Consider the following 16,286-nt stretch of genomic DNA (forward strand, 5'->3'; position numbering starts at 1 on the left):
GACAGCCTTTAGTATCTGCATTATCGATTAATTGATTATTTATTCCCTGTTTTTCAGAAGAATCCAGCCGGAATGGTTCATGTTGGCTTTGGATTTCGGATACTGAAAATTAAATTTATACCAGTACGTCGCTGTCGGCAATCTTTTTCCTCCCAGTGTTCCATCCCAGACAGGTGTCTGTTTTGAGAATTTGAACAACTCCGATCCGTACCGGTCGTAAACCGATCCTGTGAAATTATTGAATGACCCGAGAGCCGTAAGGTCTAAGGTATCGTTAACACCATCCTGATTCGGTGTAATGATGTTGGCAATATTGAAAGTGAAGAATTCCAGTGCGCCTACACAATGTGTTCCTACCGTTCTTACCTGAATGTTATAATTGGCATTATTGGTCAGCCCTGTAAATACATTCGACGGCTGCCAGGTGATCCCGCCGTCAACGGAGTATTCGGCCGTCTGAGGGATATTGTTGATCATCGGTACTTCCGCACTAATTGTCAAGGTATTGTTGCTGTATTCAAGGTTCGTTACATAAGGGGATGCTGCAGCCATTACTTTAGCCGTAAATGTCCTTTCGCAGAATCCGTTTTTGATTTTCACCGAGTAAATACCCCACTGGTCTACGTCGATTGTTCTGGTAACGGCACCTGTACTCCAAAGGTACGTATAGTTAGGGCCGTCTCCGGCATCAAGCGTTACCCGGTCTCCCGCACAAATCTCTACGTCACGCAGGGAAGAAACAATCTCAGGCACTACCTCAACGGTAATTTTGGCCGGCAGTAAAGATTTACAACCTTTTGCTCCGATTGCATACACCTGGAAGGTCGTGGTATTATAAATGGTGGCCGATTGGGTATTCCCGGTTCCTGGGAAATTTGCCCATTCGTAGGTTACTCCTCCGGTTGCTGTAAGATCTACCGTTGCTCCCGGACAAACTTTAATATCCGAAACCGCAAGGTTTATAGTAGGTCTGGCTTCCTTTAATAATTTAAGTTCAACCCTCTTGCTACAGAAGCCTCCGTTTGAAACCACGACATATAGGGTCTGGCCATCGGTACCGTTATAATGAAGAATGTCGGTAATAAAATTATTGTTCTGCGCAATCGCATCCGCCTGATTTACATAAAAACGGAACACCGCTCCGGGGGTCGTGCTTATGGATGGCATGGCATCCGTTAAATCAAACCACGTAATGTCCGGCGTTGTACACAGCAGTAAAGTAGCATCAACAGCCGCCGGAGTTGTTCCTCCGTTGATTTTGATGTTGGCTTTGCCCGGACAAGGGCTTCCCGGAAATGTTACCTGGATTTCGTAGTTTCCCGGTTGTGTAGCGGTAATGGTCGGGGATGTTGCTCCCGGAATGGCTACACCGTTCAGATACCACTGGTAATTCATGTTGGGATCGCTTATGGAAGCAGTAATTACCTGAGGAACAGCATCACATACATTGATTTCTTCCGGCAAGGTAGCTCCTGTTGAGTCCTGTAATTCAACATTAATATTGAAAGATCCTCCTTCAAGAAAAACGGCCGTATCATAAATACTGTCAGTGCCGAACTGTCCGTAGTCGGCCACCACCATTTTAAAGTGGTAAGACTGGCCTGGAACTACTGTAGCGGTAGCCTGCAAAGGAACGGTTCTTCCATTGAAATTGGTTTCGATATTCGCAGTATTATATCCTCCGAAGAAAGCGACGTTAGGAGCTCCGCATCCCATATCAAAACCGGCATCACTGTTCTGCGGGTGGATATTCGTTACGCTTACCGGTCCGGTTCCCGGTGCCGGCAATACTGCCATATTTACGTAAGGTCCGCCTGCAGTGGGCTTCAGCAATAAGGCAAAGGCATCGGCAAAACTACAGGGAAAACTTCCGGTATATTCTTCCGAAGCCATCAGGTAATTAAATTTTACCTGGGAAGAGGTGGGTACAAAATCGAATTCAAGGATCGCAGCGTTGGTTAGAAATCCGGTAGACCCTATGGCAGCGGCAAGATCCGGGTCACTTCCTGTGGAAAGATTATCACCAAGAGTAAAAGGCTCCAGTGCATTTCCTGCCTTTCTGGCAAATCCGGTGGATAATACAATTCCGTCCTTAAACGGGAAATTGGTAGTCCCTCTGTTGAAATATCCCCAGGCCCGGTCTGCAACGGCAGGTCCCTGATTCGGGCTTACAGTAACATTGGAAACATTGGGTGTTACGCAGCTGTTGGTTCCGGATGAGATCAATACATCCTTTACCAGCTGCTCGGCGGTATAGGCAGAAGCCGGATAAGTCGGAACATTTACGTCTATAAAAGCACCGGCTTTCGCAGTTGCGGAATTACCTTCTTTTTTAAGTTTTCGGGGAATATTGGATTGTGAATAAAAGAGACTCGACGACGAGGCTAAAATTAAAGAAAAAATCAGTAAGCATCTCTTCATAATATTTCGTTTTAACAAATTTAAATTTTTTCTGCGGAAATCGCATATATAAATAGCTTTTTTATGAATAAATAATAAAAAAACCTCCCAAAATGAGAGGTTATAATTTAATTATCTTTTAATTCCTGTTTTTCAGTAAAATCCATCCGCTTCGAAGCTCCAGTTTCTTGCTTGCCGGGTTTTCCCACTGTACCCGATACCAGTAAGTTGCCGTAGGAAGGACAAGGCTTCCTCTCAGCATTCCGTTCCAGACGGTATTGTTTTTACCGGCTTTAAATACTTCCTGTCCGTACCTGTCGAAAATAGAAGCCGCAAAATTGTTATAGGTACTGATGCCGGTAAAGTCTACCGTATCGTTTTTACCGTCTAAATTCGGCGTAATAGCATTGGTTATGACAAAAGTGAAGAATGAGAGAGACGTAAAGCATTTGGCATCTTTCACTCTTACAAGCAATGTATAATTGGTGTTGTCCAATACATTATAGAAAATATTGGATGCCTGCCAGTTTACTCCTCCGTTGATGGAATACTCCAGTGTTCCGTTGGAAGGATTCGTAGCGGTAAGGGTAAGGACGTTCTTTTCATAAGTAACATTCGTAAACTGCGGCAGTGCCGGATTGATCAGCTGGGCCGAATATACTTTGGAACATGTTCCGTTGCTTATGGTCACCGAATAGGTTCCCGGAGTATTTACGGAAATAGTCTGCGTTGTTGCTCCCGTATTCCATAAATAGGTATAATTCGGTCCTGCTCCTGCATCTAAGACCGCACTGTCTCCAGCACACGCATAAACATCCTGTAAGGTAGAAACAATTGCCGGTACCACTTCGATGGTAATAGAAGTCGGGTTAGCTACTTTACAGCCGTTTCCACCTAAAGCAAAGACGGAATATGTTGTCGTCACGGTTGGTGATACGATCTGTGTACTTCCGTTGCCCGGAAGGCCTATCCATTCGTAAGTTACTCCACCGGTGGCCGTTAAAGTAACGGATTCCCCTACGCATATTTTGGATTTTGAAGCGGCAAGCACCGCTACCGGAGGCCCTACAACAACGGTAATGGTTGCAGGGGTTGTTGAGACACAACCGTTCGCTCCTACTGCAGATACAGTGTAGGTGGTTGTATTTGCAGGAGAAACAACCTGGGTATTTCCGTTTCCGGGAAGACCTCCGCCCCAGTTATAGGCAGCCCCTCCCGAAGCGGTTAAAGTAACCGATTCTCCCGGACAGATCTGTAAAGCAGTAGAAGTTAAAGCAGCTATCGGAGCCGTTGTATTCTGGGTTACCGTTACGCTTGCTGTGTAAGGACAATTCAGATTATTTGGAAGATTCACACTGGTTACTGTTAACGTATATACTCCACCGGCATTTACCACCGGCGTTAAGGTATTCCCTCCCGAAACGATATTTCCTCCTCCTGAAGCCGTCCATGCAATTGAATATCCCGAAGGAATTACCGACGAGCCCGCATTCAGCGTGATCTGGGGTGTCGTGCAGGTAATCTGCTGCGGAGGATTAATCGTTAAAGTGGTCTGTGCCGTTGCCGACAGTTGCAGCGTTACCACATTACGGCATCCGCCATTGGTTACTAAAACATAGATCGTCTGTCCCCCGGCACTGTTAAAAGATGCAGGATTCGCAATGGTATTGGCATTTCCTGCATTGGCATCTGCCAGGTTGAGGTAATAGGAGAATGTAACGCCTGATGCCGTTGTAATCTGAGGCTGGGCCTCCGTTAAATTATAATTGATTCCACCCTGTTGATAGCATTTTACTAAAGTGGCATTATTCACCGTAATCGGCTGGGTCACCTGTATGGTAATGGTTGCCGGAGTCTGGGAAACACAGCCGTTTGCGCCTACTGCAGTTACGGTATAGGTCGTTGTGGTTGTTGGAGAAACCGTTTGGGTGGCTCCGTTTCCTGTAAGTCCCGTCCAGTTGTAAGTGGTACCGCCGGAAGCCGTTAAAGTAACGGATTCACCGGAACAGATCAGCGTCTTGGAAGCCGTTACCCCTGTTGCTGGCGGTGCACTGTCTCCCGTTACCGTAACACTGGCCGCATTGGTACAGGTTAAATTTCCGGGCTGATAGGTGTTTGAAATGGTTAAAGTATAAGTTCCTGCAGTACTCACTACCGGATTCAGGGTGTTGGCTCCTGAAACAATATTCCCGTTGGCGGTTGTCCAGCTGAAAGTGGCTCCTGTAGGATAAACCGAGGCGGAAGCATTAAGGGTAACTTGTGGATTGGCGCAGGTCAGAACTCCCGGTGCCGCAATGGTCGCGGTGATCTGAGCGGCTTTTATCAATTGTAATTCGGCAACTTTCGAGCAGAAGCCGTTTTTTACCAATACATATACGGTCTGTCCCGCACTTGGAAAAGCAGTCGGTGTCGGGATGGTATTTGTATTTCCGGCTAAGGCATCGGACTGATTGATATAATAGGCAAATGCAGCACCCGGTGTTGTGCTGATGGAACTTTGCGCTGAGGTTAGATTAAATGTTGCATTTCCCTGGGTATAGCAGGCCGTAAGCGTAGCATTCTGTACGGTGGGCGATGTACCGCCGACAACTGTTATGGAAGCAGTTCCCGGACAGGTATTGCCCGGTAAAAATACCTGAACACTGTAAGTACCGGGCTGGGTAGCCGTATAAGAAGGCTGATTGGCCCCGGGAATCAGATTCCCCCCCAAATACCACTGGTAAGTGGCACCAACTCCCTGTACGGAAGCCGTAAAGGTCTGCGGAGCATTATCACAAACATTGATTGATGAAGGAAGGGCTACCCCTGCAGGGTTTAATAGTTCAACCCCTATATCGAAAGATCCTGCTTCAAGAAAAACTGCAGAATCAAAATTGGAATCCTGATAATCTGCCAGAACCATTTTGAAGTGATAGGTCTGGCCGGGAATTACAGTCGCCGTTGCCGTTAGAGGAATTGTACGTCCGTTAAAATTGGTTTCTATCTGGGGAGAATTATAGCCTCCGAAATACGATACATTCGCGGCTCCGCAGGCTAACGGCGCACCGGTCTGATACTGGGTGGCCGGGTGTATGTTCGTCACACTTACCGGGCCTGCCCCTCCGGGAAGAACAGCAAGGTTGGTATAAGGGTCACCCACTCTTTTCAACAGGAGGGCAAAACCGTCACTGATGGTACACGGAAAGTTGGTCTGGTATTCTTTGGAGGCGAAAAGATACCGGAAAGTAACCTTGGTAGAGGCCGGAACGAAATCGAATTCGATGTAGGTGGCATCATTCAGCTGGTTGTTCGGAACCCCCAATGCTGCTGCCAGATCTGCATCTCCGCCTGAGCCCAGAGGATCACTTAGTGTTCCCTGAAAATCATTTCCCGCTTTTCTTGCATACCCTGTGGTAAGGACGATTCCTTTTGCAAAAGGAAAGTTGGTCGCTGCTTTGTTAAAATACCCCCAACTTCTGTTCTGGTCGGAAACTGCTAAATTCGGAGAAACGGCTACATTCGTCACGTTGGCTGCTGAACAGGCAGATCCGCCGCTGATCAGTACATCTTTTACCAGCTGGCTGATGCTGAAGCCGGATTCCGGATATGCGGCGGTGTTCACATCAATGAAAGCACCGGCCTTCATATTTTCCGTTGTTTTTTTACTTGCCACGCCTTTCCCTTCCCTGCTCTGGGCAGAAAGGAAACCTGCTGCAAAAATTAAAAACAAAGCCAAAAATAAATTTTTTGTCCTCCTATCTAACATTTTATATTATTTTAAACAAAAATACTATTTTTTTTAATTGAATTGTAATTCGGGGTAAATTGCATTATCACTAATACAATTAAATTTATCGTAAAAAGATTAATTTTCATTCTTTTAAAACGAGAAAAAGGCCGACAAATTGTCGGCCTTTTCCAGATATCATTAAAATATTATTCAAAATTCTTCAGCAGAATCCATCCGGTTTTCACCACCGGCTTTTTACTGGCAGGATCTTCGAAACTTACCTGATACCAGTATGAAGCGGTATTAAGGCGTTTGCCCTGGAAATATCCGTCCCAATAAGGCTGCAGCTTGCTTTCGCGGTATACTTCTTTTCCATAACGGTCGAAGATGGAAGCTTTAAAATCTTTATTATCATTCACGCCCCTGAAATCGATAATATCATTAATGTTATCACCGTTCGGCGTAATGACGTTCTGCATCACGAAAGTAAAATATTCCAGGAAGCCTACACAGCTTGTTTTCTTTACCCGTACCCTGATGGAAACCACTTTATTTCTCGGAACATTGGTAAAGGTATTTGAATTCTGCCAGGTCAGGCCGTTATCGATGGAATATTCCAGTGCTCCGTTGCTCGGATTGCTTGCCGTGATAATCATTGTCCCGTTTTCATTATAATTTACGTTAATGATTTCCGGAATAATCGCCTGGATGACCTGCGTTGTAAAATCTTTTGAACAGACCCCGTTGGTAATGGTAACTTTATAAGTTCCCGGTGTATTGGCAGAGATGGTCTGTGTTGTAGCTCCCGTATTCCACAGGTAAACGTAATTCGGTCCTGCGCCTGCATCTAAGGTAATCGCATCTCCCTGGCAAATCATTCCGCCCGAAAGATTGGATTTGATGGCAGGGACTACTTCTACAGTGACCGTAGCCGGCTGCTGCGGTTTACATCCCTGTGCGCCAATCGGATATACCGTATACGTGGTGGTCTGTGTCGGGGAAACGGTATACGTAGAACCGGTTCCGGTAAGACCTGTCCACTGGTAGGTTGCTCCGTTTGCAGCGGTCAGGGTTGTAGATTCTCCCAGACAAATTTTTGTTCTGGTCGCCGTAAGCTCGGCTACCGGAGTAGCTTCTTTTCTTAAGGTTAAGGTAACCATTTTTTTACAGAATGCCCCGTTGGAAACCACGACATAAAGTACCTGCCCGTCAGTACCGTTGTAGCTGCCCATGGCTGCTGCGGAAAGGTAATTGGAGTTCCCCGCCGTAGCATCCGCCTGGTTTACATAATAACGGACAACAGCCGTTGTAGAAGTCGTGATTAAAGGCGTTGCGTTATTAAGATCAAAATTCGGTGTTGTAGGTGTCGTACAAAGTTTCAGGGTAGCATCCTGTGCCGGTGGTGTCGTACCTCCTACGATGGTGACTGTGGCAGAGGCAGGACATGTATTTCCCGGAACCATTACCTTTACTTCATACACTCCCGGTGCCGTGGCAATGTAAGTACCGCTTGTAGCGCCGGGGATAGCTACTCCGTCTTTAAACCATTGGTACGTAAGGCCTGTAACATTCGAAACCTGAGCAACCAAAGTCTGAGGAGCGTTGTCGCAAACGTTCAGCGAATTTGGCAAAACCGCTCCGCTTCCATCCACAAGCTGTATTCCTATATCAAAAGAACCTCCTTCGATAAACACGGCAGAATCGTATGCGGTATCTCTATAATCGGAAAGAATCATTTTGAAATGATAGGATACTCCTGGGGTTACTGTGGCAGTAGCCGTTAAAGGAATGGTCCGCCCTTCGTAGTTGGTTACAATATTAGAAGCAGAATTATATCCTGCAAAATACGTTTCATTAATAGCAGGGCATCCTCCGGATCCAGAAATAAGCGGGTGGATATTCGTCATCGATACCGGTCCGGCACCTCCCGGCAATACGGCTACGTTTACGTATGGCCCTCCTGCTGTAGGTTTGATCAGCAAAGCAAAAGCATCTGAATACTGGCACGGAAAAGAACCCGTATATTCCTCGGAAGCGAAAATATAATTGAATTTAACCTGGCTGGAATTCGGCACAAAATCAAACTCCAGCATCACGTTGTCACGATAATGATCATTGGGATTTGGATTGGGCACTGCTGCCAAAAGATCAGGATCATCCTGACCCGCGCCTGTTACTGCCGTGCTTACAGTAGAAGCCACGTTCCCGGCCTGCCTTGCATAACCGGTAGTTAAAACAATTCCATCAGTAAAAGGAAAATTAGTGGTTCCTTTGTGAAAATATCCCCAAAACCGGTCATTGTCCGTAGCCGGCTGATTTGGCGTTACCGTCACATTGGATACATTGGGAACCGAGCAGGTAGATCCGCCGTTGATCAGGATATTTTTTACCAGCTGCTCCGCAGTAAAGGTCGACGGTGTATAACCGGCTGCATTTACATCTATGAAAACACCTGCTTTGTTGTTGACCGAAGTCACAATATTCTTAGGTGCTTTACGCTGCCCCAGCAACGGTGCTGAAAAAGTGAGGAATGCTAAGATAAAATAGTAATTCTTTAGTCTATAATTTAACATTTTGATGTTGTTTGTCCAAAAATAATGATTTTTTAATTAAAATTTCCCCAAAAAGCTACTCATTTTTATTGAAAATGTAAATCTCTTTAAAAATTCGGGAGAAAAAAGATAATATATCTGTATAAACGAAAAAGGCTGATAATTTTTATCAGCCTTTTATATTATTTTGTTTAAAGGAATGCTTTATTCCTTTTTCAGCTCATCGATCATATTCTGAAGTTCCTCAATTTTGTCCTTCAATGCTTTTATTTCGTTCTTATTAGAGCTTACGTTGCTTTTCAGCATCACATTTTTAGCCCTTTCACTGTGATCTTCATCGTCTTCTTCCTCATTAATCTCTTCAATATCTTCCTGGATGTCTTCGATGTCCTCATTAATTTCTTCGATGTCCTCGCTGATCTCTTCGATATCTTCACTGATTTCCTCGATGTCTTCCTGGATGTCCTCGATATCTTCCTGGATGTCCTCAATCTTTTCATGACTCTTGTTAACCGACATCTGGATAAAGATCGCTAAGTAAATGGCTTCCAGTGAAACCACCGTTGTAAGGATCAGCAGCATCTTGTCAAACTCCACCAGATGCAGCACCGGCAAAAGAAAAGAAATAATAAAAAACAAGGTATGAGCGATCAGGGAAGGTATCGAACCGATCCACCAGGTAATACCGTTTGCAATTTTTTCTAAAGCCTCTGTTTTTTCTTCGTACTTTTTCATTGTGTTTTGTTTTTTATAGCAATTCTTTGGTCACTCCCAAGCCGAAAAGGGCAAAATCGTATTTTGCAGGATCTTTATCATCAAATGTCCTGATCACCAGATCCAGTTCTTCCACAGTTTTCCAATCGTTCTGCTTTCTGGAAATCAGCCCAAGCTTCCGTGAAATATTTCCTGTATGGACATCCAGCGGAATCGAGAGGCGTTTTGGATCAATATTTTCCCAGATCCCGAAATCAACGCCGCGTTTATCCTTACGGACCATCCAGCGAAGAAACATGATGATTCTTTTCGTGGAAGAATTTTTATAGGGCGAACTTACATGCTTGTGGCTTCTGTGTTTTTCGGTTCCGAGAAAACGTGCCCTGAATCGTTCGATCGCATGGCCGAAATTGGTTTCCGTATCATAGACTGCAAATAGGTCTTCCAGGCTTTCATTATCGGTATAAATCCGGTTGAACTGCCTGATGAAATAGATAAAATCTTCCCCGTTAAAGGTCCGGTGAATGCTTTTATCCTGAATATCCTTTAAATCTTTTTCAGAATGGTTCAGTACAAAATCATACGGTGAATTCCCCATGATATCCAGCATCTTGTCAGCAGATTTAATGATTGCTTTCCGGTTTCCCCATGAAATAGTCGCTGCCAGGAATCCTGCAATTTCGATATCCTGCTGCAAGGAAAAACGGTGCGGAATCTGGATCGGATCATATTCTATAAATTCCGGCTGGTTGTACCGGTCCGCTTTTTCGTCCAGGAAGATTTTTAATTCTTCAAACTTCATCATCAAATCTCTAAATTTTTACAGGCTCCAGTGCTTTGGGTAAAAAAGTATTCGGGAAAATTGTTCTGGCCTCATCCGTAAACACCGTGAGATCCCCGTACCGGTTGGAAAAATGCCCCAATATCAATTTTCCTACCCCTGCTTTTTGAGCGATAACTGCAGCTTCCTGAGCGGTTGTATGTCCGGTGTAATCGGCCATTTCTTTCAGATCATGCAGAAAGGTGGATTCGTGGTATAATACGGTAACATTTTTGATAATCGGGATTACGCTTTCCAGATACCTCGTATCACTGCAGAAGGCGTAGGAAACCGGCGGTGCCGGATCAACAGTCAGGATTTCATTTTTAAGGACATAACCGTCGCTCAGAACAAAATCTTTTCCTGCCTTAATGTTATGATAGTCGCAGGTTTCTATTTCGCTATACTTGGCAATCTCCTTCATGTTCAGGTGCCTGTCTTTCGGCTTTTCCCTAAAAAGATAGCCGTTGCAGTAGATCCTGTGGTCCAGAGGGATGGTATAGACCTCTACCCTGTTGTCTTCATAAATTTTCTCTGAATAATTCTTATCCAGCTCATGGTAGACCACTTCAAAACCACGGTGGGTTTCCGTAATCGTAAAAATGGTTTCCAGCATATTCTTAATTCCTTTCGGGCCATACACATGCAGCGGCGTTTCTCTTCCCAACAATCTGAAAGACGCAATAAGCCCCGGCAGGCCGAAACAATGGTCTCCGTGAAGATGGGAAATGAAAATATGGTTGATTTTTGAAAATTTTGCCTTCGCTTTTCTCAGCTGAACCTGCGTTCCTTCCCCGCAATCGATCAGGAAAGACCGCTCCTCCATTTCCAGGAACTGGGCGGTCGGGGAAGAATTGACGGTAGGAATTGCCGAATTAAAGCCTAATATGGTTAAATAAGTACTCAAATCGATAGTTTATTATATACACAAAGGTACGGATTAAGGTTGAGGTAAAGGCTGAGACAGACTATGGTTGGTTTTTCATTCTTTCTCCTTAAACTTAGCCAGACCTTTATTCTTCAGGAACTCTAGAAACAAATCCAGTGCCTGTTTTCTGTGGCTGATCTTATTTTTATCCTGGGGATCCATTTCAGCGAACGTCATATCATATCTATCAGGAACGAAAATCGGGTCGTAGCCGAAACCTTTGAACCCCTTGTTTTCTTCCAGCAGATTACCGTGAACCCTTCCGTCGAAATATTGTGCCCCGTTTTCATCATAGTAGCATAAAACGGTAATGAAATAAGCTTTCCTGTTTTCGATCCCTTCCATTTCATTTAATACTTTTTCGATATTTTTCGCAAAATCGTGATCGCCGGCATACCGCGCAGAAAAGATTCCGGGTCTTCCGTCCAGCGATTCAACCACCAGGCCGCTGTCGTCTCCAAGGCTAGGAATGCCTGTTTTTTCGAAACAGTATCTGGCTTTAATCAGTGCATTGGCATTGAAGGAATCGCCGTCTTCTACAATTTCCTCATGTATATCATAATCCGTAAGACTTTTAACGACAAATTTATCGCCCAAGATCTGCTGAATCTCTTCTTTTTTATGGATGTTGTGTGTGGCAACCAGTAATTCCATCTCCGTTTTCATTTTAATTTATATTTTATTTAAACACAAAATGCACAAATAATTTTTACAAATAACACAAATGTTATTGGTGAAATATGCGGCAAAAATTTAACAGTACCAGATTTAAATTTCGGAATAATGAACTTTATATTTTTTCATAAAAAGATAAAAGAATAAAGAAAAAAGAATAACTCCTATTCCCAGTATCATCCATTCCGGTATTTTAAAAGCATCTGCGAAGCTTTCATTTTTAGTAAACGTAATCAGTAAAGTCGAACATAAATTGTTGAAGCCATGCAGCAGAATCGGCAGCAACAGGGATTTTGTTTTGTAATAAACCAGTCCCAGAATACAGCCCAGCAGTACTGCTCCTACAAGCTGCCACGGATTCCCGTGTACAAGCCCGAAAATCACCGAAGCAGTTCCAATGGCTTTCCAGGGTTCTACCCCTTTGTTCATCAATCCTTTCTGAATAATTCCCCGAAAAATAATTTCTTCAAAAATCGGGGCGCAGATTACCGCTGTAATGATCATAACTACCGGATCATCGGTAAGCTGTTCCATCAGACGGGTGAAAAATTCATAATATTTTCCGAAAAACGGTCCCGAGGTTGGGATCTGCGAAGTAATGAATTCCGCAATGAACATCATCCCGGTCATCATCGGAAAGATCAGTAGGTAGGTATAAAAGTTGGTTGGCGAAAAGTTAAAGTTCAGCTTTTTTCCCGTTGTTCTGCGTACGATAAAAAAATCAAAGAATGCAATGGCGGTTACGAATCCTGCCGCATTGGCCAGCATGAAAAACCAGTCTTTATACTGAAGGTTTTCTTTGAAAGTAAACATCCAGAAGACATTAAAGAAAGAAGTAGCCATGGTTCCTGCAAATAATCCCGCTAACAATACCAGGCCTCCGATCCATGTAAAAGTATACTTCGGATATTTATTTTCCATAGAGTATCGATGATTTTAAATTCAAACAAAGATAAATCAAATTATGGGAAAAGAGAATTCCGGCAAAGGAATTGCCTGTAAAACCTGATATATTTTATAATCCCTTTTCACGGGATCTGTTTTGTATCAAGTAACTTTGCCTTCTAATTTTTCAATATGGATAAAGTAATGAAGCGGCCGGAGAATGTTAACCTATCCTTGCTTACGTATGTCTGTTTTACTTTCCTGGGATATTTCACCATAGGATTATCACTGTCTGTTCTTCCGATTTTCATCAATAAAAGCCTGGGGTACAGCCTGGTAATTGCGGGACTGGTAATCAGCCTGCAGTATGTTTCAACTTTTTTTCTGAGGGCATACTCCGGAAAACTCATCGATGGAAAGGGCCCGAAGCCGGCTGTTCTATACAGCATGCTGGGGTTTTCCCTGACCGGAATTTTCCTGATCATGGCATATTACTTTAAAGCTTCACCTTATCTCAGTTTGATATTTCTGATTATTACCCGCCTGCTTACCGGTTGTGCGGAGGGACTGGTCGGTGCAAGCCCCATCAACTGGGCCATTATGGCGGTCGGGGAAGAGCATACGGCAAAAATCATTTCCTACAACGGCGTGGCTTCTTACGGGGCGCTGGCTATCGGCGCTTCTTTAGGCATCATCATCGAACATGATTTCAGCCTGTATGGTATCGGTATCCTTTCCATTATTATGGGAATTGCAGGATTTTTGTATGCACGGACCAAAAAGAACGAAACCAATACAAATACACAGGAATCCCAATCTTTCTGGCAGGTATTGAGAAAAGTCGCTCCTTTCGGTGCCTGCCTTGCTTTAGGCGGTCTGGGTTTTGCCAGCATATCCACTTTCATTACGCTGTATTACAATTACTTCCACTGGAATAATGGTGCTCTGTGCCTGAGTGTTTTCGGTGGGCTTTTTGTTATCGGAAGACTGATATTCAGCAATGTAATTAAAAATTACGGTGGAATCAGGGTAGCAATTGTATGCCTGCTGGTTGAAACCATCGGTCTTCTGATTATTGCTTTCGGAACAAATCCTGAAGTTGCGTTGGTCGGGGCCGGCGTTACAGGCCTTGGCTTTTCACTGATCTTTCCGGCATTGGGTGTGGTGGCCATTAACAGCGTCCCGGCTTCCAACCAGGGTTCGGCATTAGCAGGATACGGGCTTTTCATCGATCTTTCGCTGGGCGTTGCCGGACCTCTTATCGGCGGCGTGGCGGATATTTACGGGATGGTGTATATTTTCCCGTTCAGTGCCGGGATGGTTTTCATCGGGCTGGGACTGGCGTATCTGCTGAAAAGAAAATCGGATTTGCACATTTAACGTGAATCCTAATCAGAAGTCAGGTTTAATTGGAAGAGGGAAACTGGAGGCTGGAAGTTTTTCCTGTTGTGATTTGACCCTTGGAGCTGAAAATCTTAGAGCCCATAATAAATTAAAGATTTTAATCTTATACATACCTTATTAAGCTTGATCATCAACTTGTATTAGATCTACCTAATTCTTTGCGACTTTTGCGGTTAAACGAAAATCGATTTTCAGGATTCGACAAAATTCACGATTTTTGCAACTTCAAAATACGATATGTCAGACTTAATCAAAGAAATAGAGAAAAGGAAAACCTTCGGGATTATTTCCCACCCTGATGCCGGGAAGACCACGCTTACGGAGAAGCTGCTGCTTTTCGGGGGCGCGATTCAGGAAGCAGGTGCGGTAAAATCCAACAAGATAAAAAAAGGAGCTACCTCCGACTTTATGGAAATCGAAAGACAAAGAGGGATCTCGGTAGCGACTTCCGTACTGGCTTTTGAATACAGAGACCATAAGATCAATATCCTGGATACACCGGGGCACAAGGATTTCGCAGAAGATACTTACCGGACGTTAACGGCAGTTGATTCCGTGATCGTGGTGATCGATGTGGCAAAAGGGGTCGAGGAACAGACGGAAAAGCTGGTGAAGGTATGCCGGATGCGGAATATTCCGATGCTGGTTTTCATCAATAAGCTGGACCGTGAAGGTAAAGATGCCTTCGATTTGCTGGATGAGGTGGAACAGAAACTGGGACTGACGGTTTGTCCGCTATCTTTACCGATCGGGATGGGAAGCGACTTCCAGGGAATTTATAACATCTGGGAAAACAACATCCAATTGTTTCTGGAAGAAAAAAAGCAGAAAGTAGGTGAAGCGATTAAGTTTGACGACATCAATGATTCTTCAATCGACGAGGTGATCGGGGAAAAGGCGGCCAATACCCTGAGGGAAGAACTGGATCTGGTACAATCGGTTTACCCTGAATTCAACCGGGAAGATTATATGAAAGGGGATCTGCAGCCGGTTTTCTTCGGTTCGGCTTTGAATAATTTCGGAGTGCGCGAATTGCTGGATGCCTTTATCGATATTGCTCCTATGCCACAGCCTAAAGAAAGCGACACCCGCCTGGTAAAGCCTGAAGAAGATACTTTTACGGGATTTGTTTTTAAAATCCATGCGAATATGGATCCGAAGCACAGGGACCGCCTGGCTTTCGTAAAGATTGTTTCAGGAACTTTTAAAAGAAATGAAAATTACCTATTGGTAAGAGAAGGCAAAAAGATGAAGTTTTCTTCGCCGAATGCTTTCTTTGCCGATAAAAAAGAAGTGGTAGACGAAAGTTTCCCTGGAGATATCGTAGGCCTTCACGATACCGGAAGCTTCAGGATCGGTGATACCTTAACCGGTGGTGAAAAACTGAGCTTCAAAGGAATTCCAAGCTTCTCTCCGGAACATTTCAGATATATTAATAACAATGATCCGCTTAAGGCGAAACAATTGGCAAAAGGGATTGACCAGCTGATGGATGAAGGGGTGGCCCAGTTGTTTACACTGGAAATGAACGGCCGTAAAATCATCGGGACAGTAGGTGCGCTTCAGTATGAAGTAATCCAGTACCGTCTGGAGCATGAATACGGAGCTAAATGTACGTATGAACCGCTTTCGATGCACAAAGCCTGCTGGGTGGAAGCCGATGAAAAGTCTGATGAGTTTAAGGAATTTGCGAGATTAAAGCAGAGATTTCTGGCAAGAGACAAATACAACCAACTGGTTTTCCTGGCCGACTCTTCATTCACGATTCACATGACGCAGGAGAAGTTCCCGAACGTGAAACTGCATTTCATCAGTGAGTTTCAGAATGCTTAATTAAAAGTTTTTTTTAAATAATATGATCCGCGGAAATTCTTCTGCGGATTTTTTGTTTTCGGCAATACACAAAGCCACAAGAGAACTTTTGTATTCCTATTGCAAAAGACGTAAGGATCTTATCCCTGATAAAGTTCTACATCGCTTATTTTATTTCAATAAAATAACAGTATGAAAATTTGGCTGCGTTAAATTTTGTGCTGTTAAACAGCTGCGTTTTAAAATTAACGCAAAGAATTACTTAGGATGCCGTTTTATTTTAAGGAGGCAAAGGCAAATAAATTTGCTGCGCGAAGCTAGCGTACGAGTTTTTAAACAATGTGAATAAAACGTACGCTTCTTCAAATCAGCTTGTTGATTCCTTCT

Annotated in this window: 10 protein-coding genes; 2 read left to right on the forward strand and 8 right to left on the reverse strand. The window is 44.0% G+C overall.

What is annotated here, in order from left to right; genetic code table 11:
- Window positions 1-39: 39 nt before the first annotated feature.
- The 8 genes from FY557_RS00910 to FY557_RS00945 all read right to left on the reverse strand — a co-directional run bounded on the left by FY557_RS00910 (window position 40) and on the right by FY557_RS00945 (window position 12,719).
- On the reverse strand, window positions 40-2,421 hold the full coding sequence (locus FY557_RS00910; RefSeq protein ID WP_149245414.1) for a choice-of-anchor L domain-containing protein: 2,382 nt from the start codon (window positions 2,419-2,421) through the stop codon (window positions 40-42).
- Between the two features lie 118 nt (window positions 2,422-2,539).
- Window positions 2,540-6,115, reverse strand: coding sequence for a choice-of-anchor L domain-containing protein (locus FY557_RS00915; protein WP_228451662.1), 3,576 nt, complete (start codon window positions 6,113-6,115; stop codon window positions 2,540-2,542).
- A gap of 200 nt (window positions 6,116-6,315) precedes the next feature.
- Window positions 6,316-8,682 carry a choice-of-anchor L domain-containing protein gene (locus FY557_RS00920; protein WP_149245416.1) on the reverse strand — a complete coding sequence of 789 codons (2,367 nt, stop codon included), beginning with the start codon at window positions 8,680-8,682 and terminating at the stop codon, window positions 6,316-6,318.
- A gap of 183 nt (window positions 8,683-8,865) precedes the next feature.
- On the reverse strand, window positions 8,866-9,396 hold the full coding sequence (locus FY557_RS00925) for a DUF1003 domain-containing protein (protein WP_149245417.1): 531 nt from the start codon (window positions 9,394-9,396) through the stop codon (window positions 8,866-8,868).
- A 13-nt stretch (window positions 9,397-9,409) separates the two neighbouring features.
- Window positions 9,410-10,177: a TIGR02757 family protein gene (locus FY557_RS00930; protein WP_149245447.1), complete on the reverse strand. Its 768-nt coding sequence runs from the start codon at window positions 10,175-10,177 to the stop codon at window positions 9,410-9,412.
- 10 nt (window positions 10,178-10,187) lie between these two features.
- Window positions 10,188-11,102, reverse strand: coding sequence for a ribonuclease Z (locus FY557_RS00935; RefSeq protein ID WP_149245418.1), 915 nt, complete (start codon window positions 11,100-11,102; stop codon window positions 10,188-10,190).
- 75 nt (window positions 11,103-11,177) lie between these two features.
- A complete protein-coding gene (gene rdgB / locus FY557_RS00940; protein WP_185151619.1) occupies window positions 11,178-11,789 on the reverse strand; it encodes an RdgB/HAM1 family non-canonical purine NTP pyrophosphatase in 612 nt (203 codons plus the stop codon).
- Window positions 11,790-11,891: 102 nt separating this feature from the next.
- Window positions 11,892-12,719 carry a CPBP family intramembrane glutamic endopeptidase gene (locus FY557_RS00945; RefSeq protein ID WP_149245419.1) on the reverse strand — a complete coding sequence of 276 codons (828 nt, stop codon included), beginning with the start codon at window positions 12,717-12,719 and terminating at the stop codon, window positions 11,892-11,894.
- A 156-nt stretch (window positions 12,720-12,875) separates the two neighbouring features.
- Between FY557_RS00945 and FY557_RS00950 the strand changes: the two genes are divergently transcribed.
- Together FY557_RS00950 and FY557_RS00955 are read left to right on the forward strand one after the other, a co-directional pair.
- On the forward strand, window positions 12,876-14,063 hold the full coding sequence (locus FY557_RS00950) for an MFS transporter (RefSeq protein WP_149245420.1): 1,188 nt from the start codon (window positions 12,876-12,878) through the stop codon (window positions 14,061-14,063).
- A 261-nt stretch (window positions 14,064-14,324) separates the two neighbouring features.
- Complete coding sequence (locus tag FY557_RS00955) at window positions 14,325-15,920, forward strand: peptide chain release factor 3 (RefSeq protein ID WP_149245421.1); 1,596 nt, start codon at window positions 14,325-14,327, stop codon at window positions 15,918-15,920.
- Window positions 15,921-16,286 lie beyond the last annotated feature (366 nt).

The organism is Chryseobacterium sp. SN22 (assembly GCF_008329705.1).
Taxonomy (GTDB): Bacteria; Bacteroidota; Bacteroidia; order Flavobacteriales; family Weeksellaceae; genus Chryseobacterium.

Bases quoted from the DNA above. Each gene is read 5' to 3' on its own strand.
- FY557_RS00945 (WP_149245419.1), bottom strand. From the start codon at position 12,719: ATGGAAAATAAATATCCGAAGTATACTTTTACATGGATCGGAGGCCTG.
- FY557_RS00920 (WP_149245416.1), bottom strand. From the start codon at position 8,682: ATGTTAAATTATAGACTAAAGAATTACTATTTTATCTTAGCATTCCTC.
- FY557_RS00910 (WP_149245414.1), bottom strand. From the start codon at position 2,421: ATGAAGAGATGCTTACTGATTTTTTCTTTAATTTTAGCCTCGTCGTCG.
- FY557_RS00925 (WP_149245417.1), bottom strand. From the start codon at position 9,396: ATGAAAAAGTACGAAGAAAAAACAGAGGCTTTAGAAAAAATTGCAAAC.
- FY557_RS00955 (WP_149245421.1), top strand. From the start codon at position 14,325: ATGTCAGACTTAATCAAAGAAATAGAGAAAAGGAAAACCTTCGGGATT.
- FY557_RS00950 (WP_149245420.1), top strand. From the start codon at position 12,876: ATGGATAAAGTAATGAAGCGGCCGGAGAATGTTAACCTATCCTTGCTT.
- FY557_RS00930 (WP_149245447.1), bottom strand. From the start codon at position 10,177: ATGAAGTTTGAAGAATTAAAAATCTTCCTGGACGAAAAAGCGGACCGG.
- rdgB (WP_185151619.1), bottom strand. From the start codon at position 11,789: ATGAAAACGGAGATGGAATTACTGGTTGCCACACACAACATCCATAAA.